The organism is Staphylococcus sp. HMSC034G07 (assembly GCF_001835975.1).
Taxonomy (GTDB): Bacteria; Bacillota; Bacilli; order Staphylococcales; family Staphylococcaceae; genus Staphylococcus; species Staphylococcus ureilyticus.
The window spans coordinates 104,876-118,468 of the sequence record NZ_KV826608.1; the positions used below are offsets into that span (position 1 = coordinate 104,876).

Sequence of the window (13,593 nt, forward strand, 5' to 3'; positions counted from 1 at the left end):
AATAGTCTTATTCATGTATAATGACCTTATACTATTTTTAAAAGGAGGATAAAATAATGAGTTTGATACATATAGCGGTGTTATTACCGTTAATATTTGCACTCATTATTCCAATTGTATATCGCATACATAAGCGGATACATTTAGGATGGTTTGTGTTACCTATCCCCGTCGTCTTATTTATATATTTTATATCAATCATTTCGACAACAATGTCAGGTGAAAACGTAGTACATAAAGCAAATTGGATGCCTCATTTTGGCATGAATTTCGATTTATACGTTGATGGCTTAGGCTTATTATTCAGTTTATTAATAACTGGTATCGGAAGCTTGGTTGTATTATATTCCATTAGTTATTTAAGTCGACAAGAGCAATTGGGTCATTTTTATTGTTACCTTTTGCTTTTTATGGGTGCCATGTTAGGGGTCGTATTATCAGATAATATCATTATCTTATATCTGTTTTGGGAGCTAACTTCATTTTCAAGTTTTCTACTCATTTCATTTTGGAGAACAAAACAAGCATCTATTTATGGTGCACAAAAATCAATGCTCATAACTGTTTTGGGCGGTCTTTCTCTGCTAGGTGGCCTTATTTTACTATCACTTGCAGGTAATTCTACCAGTATTCAAACGCTCATCAATCATGCGTCTGAAATTCAGACAAGCCCTTACTTTATATTGTCTATGATTTTTGTAATCATTGGAGCAATGACTAAATCAGCTCAGTTTCCATTTTACGTTTGGTTACCGGATGCTATGGAAGCACCGACACCCGTTAGTGCTTACTTGCATTCTGCAACGATGGTTAAAGCTGGCCTTTACTTAGTTGCTCGTATGACACCAATATTCGCACTTTCTCAAGGTTGGATTTGGACGATTACTGCAGTCGGCTTAATCACGCTGTTCTGGGCATCTTTGAATGCCACAAAACAACAAGATTTAAAAGGCATTTTAGCTTTTTCAACTGTCTCACAATTAGGCATGATTATGTCAATGTTAGGTATCGGGGCAGTAAGTTATCATTTCGAAGGTGCAGATAGTCAAATTTATGTTGCTGCGTTTACAGCGGCTGTGTTTCACCTTATAAATCACGCTACATTTAAAGGTGCATTGTTTATGGTAACTGGTGCTGTTGATCACAGTACAGGAACACGTGATGTCAATAAATTGGGTGGCTTAGTAACAATCATGCCAATTTCTTTTACGATTACATTAATTACATCATTGAGTATGGCGGGTATTCCACCGTTTAATGGTTTCTTATCTAAAGAGAAATTTCTTGAAAGTATGATTGAAGTTACACATGCTAATATCTTCAGTTTAAATAGTATTGGCATACTCATACCTATCGTAGCAATTTTGGGCAGCGTATTCACTTTTGTTTATGCAGTTAGATTTATTGGTCAAATATTCTTAGGTAGTTATAAACCAGATAATTTACCAAAATCAGCTCATGAAGTTTCAAAATTAATGCTAATCTCTCCAGGTATTTTAGCACTACTCGTCATTGTTTTTGGGTTCTTCCCTTCAATATTGACAGGTACGATTATTGAACCAGCTGTCAACGCAATCAGTAATAATACAAATGCAACAGCTGAGTTTCATATGTTCCATGGATTTACACCAGCCTTTTTCTCCACATTGGGCATTTATGTAGCTGGTATATTGTTAATATTTAGCTTTGGTTATTGGATTAGTTTATTAAAAGCACAACCTACAAAACTAACAATCAATTATTGGTATGATAAAGTTGGAACGGTATTCCCAGGCTATTCTAGTCAATTTACCAACACTTATGTTACTGGATTTACACGTAATAACTTATTAATCATTTTTGCGTCTTTAATCGTAATTACACTTGTGACGTTATTAGTAACACCATTCAGTGTTAACTTTAAAGATGTTAGTGAAATCAGACCATTCGAATTGATCATCGTAGTCATTATTATTACGGCAGCTTCAATGATTATTTTTGCTCGCTCTCGACTATTCAGTATTATCATGGCAAGTGCAGTAGGTTATGCAGTAGCAATCTTCTTTATTTTCTTTGGTGCGCCAGACTTAGCGCTGACGCAATTTGTTGTAGAATCTATTTCTACTGCATTGTTCTTATTATGTTTCTATCACTTACCAAATCTAAATCGACATAACGAGTCCACTTCATTTAAGTGGCTGAATGTTTTGATTGCCATCGGTGCTGGTACTGTTGTAACAGTATTGGGTTTAATCACATACGGAAATAGACACTTTGGCTCAATTGGAGAATTTTATAAAGCGCATGTATATGATTTAGCTCATGGTACAAACATGGTCAACGTTATCCTAGTTGACTTCCGTGGTACGGATACTTTATTCGAATCTTCAGTATTAGGTATTGCTGGATTAGGTGTTTACACAATGATTAAACTTCGTTATAAAAATAAACCAAATGATGAAGGAGGAACTCACATTGAAAAGACAGAAAAATAATTTAATATTCCAATACTCTGCCATTGTGATTTTCTTCTTAATCGTTATGTTTGGTTTACACCTATTTCTAACAGGACATTATACACCTGGTGGCGGTTTCGTCGGTGGCTTACTATTATCAAGTTCACTTGTGATTGTAGCTGTGGCTTACGATATTAAAACGATGCGTAAAATATACCCATGGGACTTCAAGAAACTCATTGGTATCGGGTTGTTCTTTTGTTTAGCTACACCGATGGCGAGTTGGCTATACAATAAAAACTTCTTTACGCATACACCTTTTGAAATTCCATTAGGTATTTTAAAACCTATAGAAATGCACACTGCCACATTTTTTGATTTAGGTGTTTTATGTGCGGTTGTTGGCACAATAATGACTATAATATTAGCGATTGGAGAGAATGAGTAATGGAAATAGTGATGATTTTTGTTTGTGGTATTCTCACTGCAATGAGCGTCTATCTCATTCTTTCTAAAAGTTTGATACGCATCATTATTGGGACTACATTACAAACACATACAGCTAATTTATTTTTAATAACGATGGGTGGTCTTAAAAAAGGTGAAGTCCCTATTTATGAAAAAGGGTTCACTTCATATGTGGATCCAATTCCACAAGCACTCATATTAACAGCAATTGTAATTTCATTTTCAGTAACAGCCTTTTTCTTAGTATTGGCTTTTAGAAGCTATAAAGAACTAGGTACAGACAACGTAGAAAGCATGAAAGGGGTGCTAGATAATGATAGAGAGTAATCTTATTATTTCATTACTTGTCATACCAATGTTAACAATTATTGCATTAATTTTTATTGGTAAACGCCCTAAAATTAAACGCTACGTTGCATTAACAGGTACTGCAGTTACATTAATTTTTGCTTTTATAAATCTAAAGAATGTTCTCAGAGATGGACCTATTAAACTCGAGCTTGGTTCATGGGATGCACCTTATAGTATTGTTTTTGTTACAGATATTTTTAGTATCTTACTTGTGATTACAAGTTTAATTGTAACAATGTTGATTATCTTATATTCATATCAATCAGTAGGTATCGAACGTGAAACTTATTATTATTATTTTGCCATAATGTTTATGCTCACAGGTGTTATAGGCTCATTTATAACTGGTGATATTTTCAACCTTTTCGTATTCTTTGAAGTATTTTTAATGGCATCTTATATTTTATTAGTTATTGGTGGCACACAAGTTCAATTGAGTGAAACGATAAAATATGTGCTTGTGAATGTGACATCTTCTGCTTTCTTTGTTATAGCCGTTGCAATGCTTTATTCTGTCGTCGGCACATTGAATTTAGCAGATATCAGTGAAAAATTAAGCCAACTGTCAACACAAGACAAAGGAATTATCAGTATTATATTTATTATGTTCATCTTTGTTTTTGCTACAAAAGCTGGTGTGTTTCCAATGTATATCTGGCTACCAGGTGCTTATTATGCGCCACCTATAGCAATTATCGCTTTCTTTGGTGCATTGTTAACAAAAGTTGGGGTTTACGCAATAGCTAGAACAGCAAGCCTTTTCTTTGGCGATTCCTCTAATTTTTCGCTGTACACCATTCTATTCTTAGCCTTACTTACAATTATTTTTGGTTGTGTGGGTGCAGTAAGCTACTTTGATACTAAAAAAATTATCATTTATAATATTATGATTGCTGTTGGTGTCATTTTAGTAGGCGTAGCAATGATGAATCAGGCTGGCATGATGGGCGCAATTTATTATACTTTACACGATATGTTGATTAAAGCAGCACTATTTTTCTTAATTGGTGTGATGTATAAAATTACCAAAACACACGATTTACGCAAATATGGTGGCTTAATCAAACATTATCCTGTATTAGGTTGGTCTTTCTTTATCGCTGCTTTAAGTTTAGCCGGTATTCCGCCGTTAAGTGGTTTTTATGGTAAATACTATATCGTTCAAGCTACTTTCGAAAAAGGATTTTATCTAAGCGGTATAATCGTATTACTATCTAGTTTAGTCGTACTTTACTCTGTTATTCGTATTTTCTTAAAAGGATTCTTCGGTGAATCTGAAGGTTATGAAGTCAATCCTAAACTGCAGTACAAAGGTATCTTAACAGTAGCTATTATCGCAGTTGCCATATCAGTAATATTTGGCCTATCCGCTGACTTTTTACAGCCAATCATAAAAGATGCTGCTGAAACATTCTATAATCCTAGTGTATATATAGACAGCGTATTGGGGGGTAAATAGTATGGCAATTCAAATATTAGTAAATTTAATTTTATCTGTGTTTTGGCTATTCGTTACCGGCAGTTATACATTTAATAATTTCCTTTTAGGTTATATCTTTGGACTTTTATTAGTATTCCTAATGCGCGGTGTCTTACCCGGTAGATTTTATATTATTACTATTTATAAAATCATTAAATTATTTATCGTCTTTTTAGTAGAATTGATTAAAGCAAATATTGATGTTATTAGAATTGTAACTAAGCCTAAAATCAACAACGAACCCGCCTTTTTTACTTATCCGACCGATTTAAAAAAAGATTGGCAAATTGTGTTGTTATCAAATTTGATTACCCTGACACCAGGCACAATTGTTCTAGGCATTAGTGATGATCGCACAAAAATATACATTCACAGTATTGATTTTAGTACTAAGGAAGAAGAAATAGAAAGTATTAAATCATCACTTGAAAAAGTGGTAAGAGAGGTAGGCGAATATTAATGAACTACAACGTAATATTAATCGTGGCATTAGTTATCGTAACATTGTCAATGTTTGGTATGCTTGTTCGTGTCATTATCGGCCCTTCTCTTGCGGATAGGGTTGTGGCACTCGACGCAATGGGTATCCAATTAATGGCGATTGTAGCACTATTTAGTATTTTCTTAGGTACTAAATATATGATGGTTGCTATTTTGTTAATTGGTATTTTAGCATTTTTAGGAACCGCAGTGTTTGCAAAATATATGGATAAAGGTAAGGTGATTGAACATGATAACAACGATTATCATTAGCATAGCGCTTATCTTAGTTATCCTTGGCTCACTCATAAGTGCACTAGCTGCGATTGGCCTCTTGCGTTTAGATGACGTATATGCGCGCGCACATGCTGCTGGTAAAGCTGCTACATTGGGAGCAATGTTACTTATAAGTGGTGTTTTCTTATATTTCATCGGGCGTGAAGGTTACGTAAATATGCAATTACTTATTGGAATATTATTTATTCTGATAACAGGTCCACTAGCAAGTCACCTTATTATTAAATCCGCATATAATTTGAGAACACCCGCTTCCAAAAGAACAAAACGTGATGATATACAAAAAGACCTAAAAGATACAAAATTGTAAAGTCATTAACTTACGCATTCCAATTAACTGGGATGCGTTTTTTATTTTATAAAATTAATGATTGCTAAATTCGGTGTGTGATGATATATTAAATCGTAATTATTACGTTTTAAAAGGAGCTGAAAATATGTCTACTTGGACCATAATCGGTGGCGGTATCCAAGCAGTTACAATTGCAATAAAATTAAAATCCATAGGTATCAAAGACCACGAACTAACAATTATTGATCCACATCAAAGTTTATGCGAGCAATTCGAGGATTATACTCAACGCATTCAAATGCCTTATTTACGTTCGCCGTGTGTCCACCATATACATCCTAATCCCTTTCATTTAAATCAATTTGCTAAATGTCATCAATATATTAATGCCAGTTATGGACCGTATAAAAGACCAAATCGAGCGTTATTTATAGACCATATTCACCATCTATTACATAAATTCAATTTGAACAAGAACCATATTGTCGATTTTGCTAATAAAATCAGCTTCAACCAAAAACAATGGCATGTACAATTATCACAACACAATTGGATTACATCAGATTACTTGGTGATTGCAACAGGTTGTAATCACGTACCCTATATTCCACATAACTTTAAACATACACCAGATGTATATCATATTTTTGATTCACAATTAAATTTACATAAACAAACTTCTCATGTCGTTGGAAGTGGGATTTCTGCAGCACATGTCACTTTAAAATTACTACAACATCAACCGCAATCAGTCATTCATCTTTGGACAAATAAAATAATTGATGTACATGACTTCGACGCAGATCCAGGTTGGTTAGGTCCCAAAAAAATGTCAAACTTTAGTGCATTAACTGACTCAAAAACCAAACTGAAAATCATTCAAAAAGAGCGCCATAAAGGTTCTATGCCTAAAGAATTAGCATTGAGGCTCAAAAAACACATGAAGCAAGGTAAATTAATAATGCATATCAATGAATTAAAAGATATACATCATCATCATATTTGTACAGAACAATATTGTATGTTCTATGATAGCGTAGTATTAGCCACAGGTTTCGAAGATACACTTATGCAACAACCAATTATCAAGCAGCTCGTTAAAAATTTTAATGCACCTGTGTCAGATGCGGGATTGCCTTCTATTTCATCTCATTTAGAATGGTTACCGAATTTATTCGTCACAGGTGGTCTAGCAGATTTAGAACTCGGTCCCTTTGCTCGCAACATCATGGGTGGCCGTGAAGCAGCAGCAAAAATTGCAACTGCTGTATTATCAAAAAAACCGTATTGAACATAAGATATATTTAACAACAAATAAACATATTCAAAAGAATCTGGGACATAAAGTTCTTGGACATGTGAAAAAGCCAATTTCAATTGAAATAATAATTAACTCATTGAGTTGCTACTTTGCTCATATTAAATACCATTAATACCAAGAAATAAAGATACTAATAAGACATCTACTTTAAGATTTACTTTAAAACGATTCATTGTTTTATAAAAGGTGTTTGATTTTGTGAGAGCTACATCATTCAGATACGATTATTAAGCATTTTTCTATTTTACGACCAGTGTATACAGATTGGTGTATGCATGTAGAATAATTATTAACATCATTTTGGTTAATATAAGACTTTGTTTTTAAAGTATTTTAATGTGAAATGACATATGAATACATTGTATTTTGGCGTGTCGATTGAGGAAACAAGACAATCTGAAGCTGTTTCCTAAGAAAGCGAGACAACCATACGAAATATTGAATAACAAAGAAGCACGCAGATGCATTAATTAAATCATCTGCGTGCTATTTTTCTAGGTTTTTATCCCAAGCTTATATATAGTTTACATGTAATAATAATTATCTTGAATACATGTTAATCATTAAAATAAAAATCACTAATCTAATACTTTAATTGCTCATTGCCGTTTACGTGGTTTAATAGCAACGGTTCCTCTCATTACACAAATCAATCTATCATTTTGGTCTCTGATATCTATGTTCCAAACTTGAGTCGTACTACCTTCATGTATGATTGTAGCAGTCGCAAATATTGTCCCTTCGGTTGTCGAACCTATATGATTCGCATTCATTTCTAAACCTAGGGGAATGTAATGCTCTGTGTCAATGATTTCAGCAGCCCCCATAGAGCATGCTGTTTCTCCGAGCGCTAAACTCGCCCCACCATGTAAAAAGCCAAATGGTTGTTTCACTTCATCTGTTACTGGCATGGACATAACCATAAGTCCATGTTCTTGTCGCTCTACCTTTATCTTTAAAGCATCAAGCATATTTGCCATTTAAGACACCTCTTTTTTTATTCTTAGATTTATAATATCATAGCCGCTATTGTTCCAAAAATAATTAGAGGAATGTTATAGAAAACAAAGTTTGGAATACATGTATCACGAATGTGATCATGTTGACCATCAACATCTAAACCTGCCGTAGGTCCTAATGTTGAATCACTTGCAGGTGATCCTGAATCACCTAATGCACTTGCTGTTCCTATCAACGCAATCAATGCCATAGTACTTAATCCTAAAGATTCACCTAATGGCACAAATAACGTTGCAATAATAGGTATTGTAGCAAATGATGAACCGATACCTAATGTTACGACCAAACCAATAATGTACATGACAATAATACTAAATAATTTATTCTCACCAATAACATCGCTAAGCCCACTTACTAAATTACCGATATCTCCTGTTTCATTCATTACACCTGCAAATCCATTTGCTGATAAGATTACGACACCTATAAATGACATAATTTTAATACCATCTACAAATTTTTGGTCTAACTCAGTCCACTTGTATGCACGTGAGATGAAGAATACAAGCACACCAGCTAAAGCCCCAAATATCATAGAATCAGTGAACATTTGTACTAAAAACGTAGCAATAATAGAAATAATGGTTACTATGAGGACATATGGTCTAATTTCAATTTCACTCATATCTTTAATATCTTTATGTTCAGAATATTTTCTAGGTTTTCTATAATAATAAATACCTGCAATTAAGCCAACAATATAGCCTAATGAAGGAATCAGCATCGCTTTCCATATCATGCCCATTTCAATTGGATGATCTGCTTTAGAAAATCCGCTTTGAATAATTTGATGGAAAATCTGACCGAAACCATATGGCAATAATACGTATGGCCAACATAAACCAAAGCCAATGATAATAGCAATTTGTCTTCTATCTATATTAAGTTCATTGAACAAACTTATTAATGGTGGTATCACAATTGGGATAAATGCAATATGTACAGGTATTAAGTTTTGGCTCATTACACTCATAATTAAGAGTGCACCGATAATAATCACTTTAACTTTAATACGTGACATTTTACTGTTTTCCGCGTGAATAGCATTGATAATTTTATTTACTAAATAGTCAGTAATACCACTATAAGAAATCAACGCAGCAAACCCGCCTAGTAAAGCATAGCTCAATGCCACTTCTGCGCCATCAACAATATTTTTACCAAATACAGATACAATGTCTGTGACGCTCATACCTGCGATTAAGCCACCAACTAGTGCACTGATAAATAAGCTTATAACAACATTTAATCTACATAAACAGAGTACAATCATCAGTACCACTGCTATAACAACTGCATTTATCACAAAAGCACAACTCCTTTATTACGTTATCGAACTAAAGTATCACGAGATTTATAATAACAATTGCTTATCAAATTGTCAATCCTATCTTGATATTTAGATAAAATATGAATCATTAACCTGCCAACCTTGTGATATAAGGTTAAAAAAACTTCAAGTTAATCTACTAAAATTAACTTGAAGTTTTTGTTTTTAATGATAATATTGTTACACCTATAGTACGCTTAACCATTGTACGATTGTTGATATTAGATAACCTGTAGGTCCCACAGGCCCTTTATAACTTGATTCATTCGTAGTAGCAGGCCCTGCGATATCAAAATGTAAGTGTGGTGTATTACCTGCAAAATGATTGATAAATGTTGCCGCAAACAATGCTTTACCTTGACCATTGGTATGGTTAACTAAATCAGCCACTTCACTTTTTCTTATCAGTGCTTGTTCTGTGTCAGTAATCGGTAATTCAAAGACTTTTTCATCCATCATTTGTGCTTGTTGTAGAATAGATTTTAACGTAGTGTCAGCATTTTGATTAAAAACAGCAGCTTTATCTTCACCTAACGCAGCTACAGCAGCGCCAGTTAACGTTGCAAAATCTAATATTATACTTGGCTGAAATTGATTTGCATAAAATACAGCGTCACCTAAAACAAGGCGCCCCTCTGCATCAGTATTTAATACCTCTACTGATTCTCCGCTAAGTGCTGTGTAAACATCATCTGGTTTCATTGCTTCGTCATTCACCATATTTTCGGCAGCGGCAATAATTCCAACAATATTTAGTGGCAGTGCTAATTGACGAGCAGCTTCGATCATTCCTATTACATTTGCTGAGCCACACATATCAAATTTCATGGTCTGCATACCTGTTTTTGATTTGATTGAATAACCACCTGAATCATACGTAATGCCTTTACCTACGAGTGCGATAGGATTTTCTCCTGGTTTACCACCATTATAAGTCAACGTTATTACGCGTGGACCATTTTTAGAACCTTTACCAACTGCATGAATTAACCCAAAACCTTCTTTTTGTAAAGTTTTATTATCTTTGATATCAACTGATACGCTAGTGTCATTAAATTGATTTTGTATCAATTCTGCATAATAAGCTGGTGTCAATATGTTAGGTGGTATATTACTATAATCACGTGCTAAATTAACAGCAGTTGCAATAGCCTCTCCTCGTTCAATAAACTCGACAATGTGATCTTCTTCTGTGTGAATCTCTATTGTTAATTGATAAGGCGCTGATTTATTAGTTTTATAACCATCAAAATGATAGATAGATTGTTTACTTTGTTTACCAAGAATTTCTGCTATTAATTCCGTTTCTACTTTTTGAGATTTAAACGTGTTAAACAACAATGATGCTTTAGTTATCCTTTTGCTATTTAAAGTTTGAAATAAATTTCCGAAGATTTTTAAATAATCATTATATCCTAATGTTTTAATATTTCCTAAGCCCACAGTAATCAGTTTATGTGCCTTCTCATCTACTTTAAAAAATGTACTCGAAATCGCTCCAACATTGGTGCTGAAAATATGATGTTCTTTTAAAGGGGATAATAAGTCTTTTATGTCATTTCCAGCAATTCGTATCGACTCTAATTGATTTAAATGTTCAGGCACACCAACAATAATTGTTTCTTGTTCAATCTTAGAAGTGTTATTTATAACTGTTTTCATCAAACATCCCTCATTTCAATTTATTCTGTCACATTGTATCATTTTAATGTCGGATTATTATAAAAAATGATAGATTATATCATACTATATATAAAATTTGAGGCTGAGACAATTTATGTCTCAGCCTCAATATTTATGGTCAATAGATGCTTATCTATTGGTTATCAGTTATTAAAATTTACCTTTTTTAAATGCTAAACCAATACCACCAAGTTTGAATACTGCACGTGTATCGATTACTTTTTTCATAAATGCAGCTTTTTTACCTTGGATATCTTTACCATAAACAACACCAACGCCATCGTTAGCACCTAAAGAACATACTGTACCACGATCAACATATTCAAACTCTTGAGTAGGTTGACCTTCTAAAATATTTTTAATGTTCTTAGCAGTGTGCTCGCCTTCTTGCATAGCAATTTGTGCTGTTGTAGGTAATGGGCGTTCTTCACCAGCTGGAATAAATGCAGAACAATCACCTATTACAAAAATATCATTATAACCATCGATTGTTAAATCTTGATTTGTAACGATACGGCCACGTTTAACGCCTTCGAATGATTCTTCCATTAACTTACTACCACGAACACCTGCTGCCCATACAACTGTATTTGCTTCTAATTGTTGTTCTTCATCATTAACTTTAACTACGAAACCTTTTTCATTTGCAGCAACAATCGGTGTAGCAATTTTAAATTCAACACCTTTACTTTCTAAATAACTAACTGCATGGTTTACTAATTCATCAGAGAATTGAGGTAACATTTTTGGAGCAGCTTCTACACAAGTAATTTTAACTTTTGTTTGATCTACACCATATTTGTTACATAACTCAGGGATACGGTCAGTTAATTCACCTAAGAATTCAACACCTGTAAAACCTGCACCACCAACGATAATAGCTAAATCTTTATCATCTTTATTTTTAGAAGCAGCGTAGTTAGCAAATTTATCTTCAATATGGCGCGCTAATTTACGTGCAGTTAAAATATTTTCGATTTGGAAAGCATGATCTTTCATACCTTTAATACCAAATGTTTCACTTTCGAAACCTAAAGCAACAACTAAAATATCAAAATCAAAGATTCCTGCATCAGTTTCTACTTTTTTAGCATTGCGATCAATTTTTGTAACTTCTGCTTTAATGAAGTTTACTTTATTCTTATTGATTACGCTTTCAACTGGATATAAAACATCTTCATAACTAATTGTTCCAGCTGAAGCTTCATGTAACCAAGTTGCTTCATAGTGATAATCATTCTTATTGATTAATGTAATTTCAGCTTCATCAGCTGAAAGTTGCTTTTGTAATTTGGTAATAGTTTGTAACCCAGCGTAACCAGCGCCTAAAACTAAAACTTTTTTACGTTCTTGAGCCATTTCATTCACCTAAGCTTTCATAATTTTTTTGTTGCGATCGTCTTTTTATAATTTACTGATTTACATAGAAATTCACAAAAAAGACATTTTTCATCCAACACTAATTTTATAGTTTTTATAGTTTATTTTCAAGCCGAAACGCATATATTGTTTATTTTTTCACATAAACAGATAAAAGACTATAGTTCTAACCACATTTAGTCGAACTATAGTCCATAAACACTCGGTTTAAAATTTTTAACAATCTTCTGGTGAACCAGAAACTTTTGCAGTTCTGAATGAACTTCCACAACCACAAGATGCAATTGCGTTTGGATTGTCTATTTGGAAGCCACCGCCCATTAACGATTGTTTGAAATCAATTTTTGTACCTTCCAATACTGGTATATCATATTTATCAACTAGCACTTTGACACCGTGAAATTCAAATATTTCATCATTTTCACTAGGTTCAGCTTCTGCAGACATACCATACGTTAATCCTGTGCAACCGCCACCATTAACTTTGATTTTCAAAAAGCCATCTGGCATATCATTCTGTTCCATCATATCTTTAACTTCGTATGCTGCCGCTTCTGTTAGTTCAACTACTGCCATTGAAATTACCTCCCTAAAAAATCCATGTTTCTTCTATATGTGAATAAATATTTTGTAATAAGTCGTCTGGTGATTCTCCTTCAACAATATCACCGTTTACTAATGCATACAAGCCACTTGAGCAAATGCCACAATTTTGCAAACATCCATATTCTAAAACGTCTACACCTGGATCATTTTCAAGTTGATTATATACATAATCTCCACCTTTCGCTAAATTCGAAATGCAGAACTCAACTATTGGATTCATATTACACCCTCTCAATTAATTATCAGTTTAGTAATTATAACAAAATCACATCACTTTTGACCACTTACTAGCTTATATGAATTAATCATTCATTTTGTTGTTTTTGTAACAATTCAATTAAAACAAAACACGTTTTCGTATAAAATGCCATTCACATTAATTTTTTATATTGTTATAATCATATTGTATTTTTAAAGATTTATGTTTACAAATTACAATTCATTACGTTT

At 33.4% G+C, this 13,593-nt stretch carries 14 protein-coding genes; 8 read left to right on the plus strand and 6 right to left on the minus strand.

Annotation, left to right across the window (positions count from 1 at the left end; translation table 11 throughout):
• Positions 1–56 precede the first annotated feature (56 nt).
• The 8 genes from HMPREF2586_RS06565 to HMPREF2586_RS06600 all read left to right on the plus strand — a co-directional run bounded on the left by HMPREF2586_RS06565 (position 57) and on the right by HMPREF2586_RS06600 (position 7,094).
• Positions 57–2,474 carry a Na+/H+ antiporter subunit A gene (locus tag HMPREF2586_RS06565; protein ID WP_046208022.1) on the plus strand — a complete coding sequence of 806 codons (2,418 nt, stop codon included), beginning with the start codon at positions 57–59 and terminating at the stop codon, positions 2,472–2,474.
• The gene (locus HMPREF2586_RS06570; RefSeq protein ID WP_080760407.1) at positions 2,455–2,883 is read left to right on the plus strand and encodes a Na(+)/H(+) antiporter subunit B; all 429 of its coding nucleotides are present in this window, start codon (positions 2,455–2,457) and stop codon (positions 2,881–2,883) included. Before HMPREF2586_RS06565 ends, HMPREF2586_RS06570 begins: the two co-directional genes overlap by 20 nt.
• The gene (gene mnhC1 / locus HMPREF2586_RS06575; RefSeq protein ID WP_040030166.1) at positions 2,883–3,230 is read left to right on the plus strand and encodes a Na+/H+ antiporter Mnh1 subunit C; all 348 of its coding nucleotides are present in this window, start codon (positions 2,883–2,885) and stop codon (positions 3,228–3,230) included. Before HMPREF2586_RS06570 ends, mnhC1 begins: the two co-directional genes overlap by 1 nt.
• Positions 3,217–4,713: a Na+/H+ antiporter subunit D gene (locus tag HMPREF2586_RS06580; RefSeq protein ID WP_046208020.1), complete on the plus strand. Its 1,497-nt coding sequence runs from the start codon at positions 3,217–3,219 to the stop codon at positions 4,711–4,713. The genes mnhC1 and HMPREF2586_RS06580 overlap by 14 nt, the downstream gene beginning before the upstream one ends.
• A gap of 1 nt (position 4,714) precedes the next feature.
• Positions 4,715–5,194 (plus strand): Na+/H+ antiporter Mnh1 subunit E, encoded by a 480-nt coding sequence (gene mnhE1, locus HMPREF2586_RS06585; protein ID WP_070657792.1) that lies wholly within the window; start codon positions 4,715–4,717, stop codon positions 5,192–5,194.
• The gene (locus HMPREF2586_RS06590) at positions 5,194–5,487 is read left to right on the plus strand and encodes a Na(+)/H(+) antiporter subunit F1 (protein WP_070657794.1); all 294 of its coding nucleotides are present in this window, start codon (positions 5,194–5,196) and stop codon (positions 5,485–5,487) included. The genes mnhE1 and HMPREF2586_RS06590 overlap by 1 nt, the downstream gene beginning before the upstream one ends.
• Positions 5,465–5,821, plus strand: coding sequence for a Na+/H+ antiporter subunit G1 (locus HMPREF2586_RS06595; protein ID WP_064209455.1), 357 nt, complete (start codon positions 5,465–5,467; stop codon positions 5,819–5,821). Before HMPREF2586_RS06590 ends, HMPREF2586_RS06595 begins: the two co-directional genes overlap by 23 nt.
• Before the next feature lie 127 nt (positions 5,822–5,948).
• A complete protein-coding gene (locus tag HMPREF2586_RS06600; RefSeq protein WP_070657796.1) occupies positions 5,949–7,094 on the plus strand; it encodes an NAD(P)-binding domain-containing protein in 1,146 nt (381 codons plus the stop codon).
• Positions 7,095–7,723: 629 nt separating this feature from the next.
• Here HMPREF2586_RS06600 and HMPREF2586_RS06605 read toward each other — a convergent pair.
• The 6 genes from HMPREF2586_RS06605 to HMPREF2586_RS06630 all read right to left on the minus strand — a co-directional run bounded on the left by HMPREF2586_RS06605 (position 7,724) and on the right by HMPREF2586_RS06630 (position 13,363).
• Complete coding sequence (locus HMPREF2586_RS06605; RefSeq protein ID WP_046207526.1) at positions 7,724–8,104, minus strand: PaaI family thioesterase; 381 nt, start codon at positions 8,102–8,104, stop codon at positions 7,724–7,726.
• 29 nt (positions 8,105–8,133) lie between these two features.
• On the minus strand, positions 8,134–9,450 hold the full coding sequence (locus HMPREF2586_RS06610) for a Na+/H+ antiporter family protein (protein WP_046207525.1): 1,317 nt from the start codon (positions 9,448–9,450) through the stop codon (positions 8,134–8,136).
• A gap of 210 nt (positions 9,451–9,660) precedes the next feature.
• The gene (locus HMPREF2586_RS06615; protein ID WP_070657798.1) at positions 9,661–11,136 is read right to left on the minus strand and encodes a leucyl aminopeptidase family protein; all 1,476 of its coding nucleotides are present in this window, start codon (positions 11,134–11,136) and stop codon (positions 9,661–9,663) included.
• Between the two features lie 171 nt (positions 11,137–11,307).
• A complete protein-coding gene (locus HMPREF2586_RS06620; RefSeq protein WP_046207523.1) occupies positions 11,308–12,516 on the minus strand; it encodes an NAD(P)/FAD-dependent oxidoreductase in 1,209 nt (402 codons plus the stop codon).
• Between the two features lie 237 nt (positions 12,517–12,753).
• Positions 12,754–13,113 (minus strand): HesB/IscA family protein, encoded by a 360-nt coding sequence (locus HMPREF2586_RS06625; protein WP_046207522.1) that lies wholly within the window; start codon positions 13,111–13,113, stop codon positions 12,754–12,756.
• Between the two features lie 13 nt (positions 13,114–13,126).
• A complete protein-coding gene (locus HMPREF2586_RS06630; RefSeq protein WP_019469672.1) occupies positions 13,127–13,363 on the minus strand; it encodes a YuzB family protein in 237 nt (78 codons plus the stop codon).
• Positions 13,364–13,593: the final 230 nt, after the last annotated feature.

Excerpts from the sequence above, each read along its gene's own strand:
- HMPREF2586_RS06625 (WP_046207522.1), bottom strand. The coding sequence starts at position 13,113 with ATGGCAGTAGTTGAACTAACAGAAGCGGCAGCATACGAAGTTAAAGAT.
- mnhC1 (WP_040030166.1), top strand. The coding sequence starts at position 2,883 with ATGGAAATAGTGATGATTTTTGTTTGTGGTATTCTCACTGCAATGAGC.
- HMPREF2586_RS06580 (WP_046208020.1), top strand. The coding sequence starts at position 3,217 with ATGATAGAGAGTAATCTTATTATTTCATTACTTGTCATACCAATGTTA.
- HMPREF2586_RS06590 (WP_070657794.1), top strand. The coding sequence starts at position 5,194 with ATGAACTACAACGTAATATTAATCGTGGCATTAGTTATCGTAACATTG.
- HMPREF2586_RS06605 (WP_046207526.1), bottom strand. The coding sequence starts at position 8,104 with ATGGCAAATATGCTTGATGCTTTAAAGATAAAGGTAGAGCGACAAGAA.
- HMPREF2586_RS06615 (WP_070657798.1), bottom strand. The coding sequence starts at position 11,136 with ATGAAAACAGTTATAAATAACACTTCTAAGATTGAACAAGAAACAATT.
- HMPREF2586_RS06620 (WP_046207523.1), bottom strand. The coding sequence starts at position 12,516 with ATGGCTCAAGAACGTAAAAAAGTTTTAGTTTTAGGCGCTGGTTACGCT.
- HMPREF2586_RS06600 (WP_070657796.1), top strand. The coding sequence starts at position 5,949 with ATGTCTACTTGGACCATAATCGGTGGCGGTATCCAAGCAGTTACAATT.
- HMPREF2586_RS06630 (WP_019469672.1), bottom strand. The coding sequence starts at position 13,363 with ATGAATCCAATAGTTGAGTTCTGCATTTCGAATTTAGCGAAAGGTGGA.
- mnhE1 (WP_070657792.1), top strand. The coding sequence starts at position 4,715 with ATGGCAATTCAAATATTAGTAAATTTAATTTTATCTGTGTTTTGGCTA.
- HMPREF2586_RS06565 (WP_046208022.1), top strand. The coding sequence starts at position 57 with ATGAGTTTGATACATATAGCGGTGTTATTACCGTTAATATTTGCACTC.
- HMPREF2586_RS06595 (WP_064209455.1), top strand. The coding sequence starts at position 5,465 with ATGATAACAACGATTATCATTAGCATAGCGCTTATCTTAGTTATCCTT.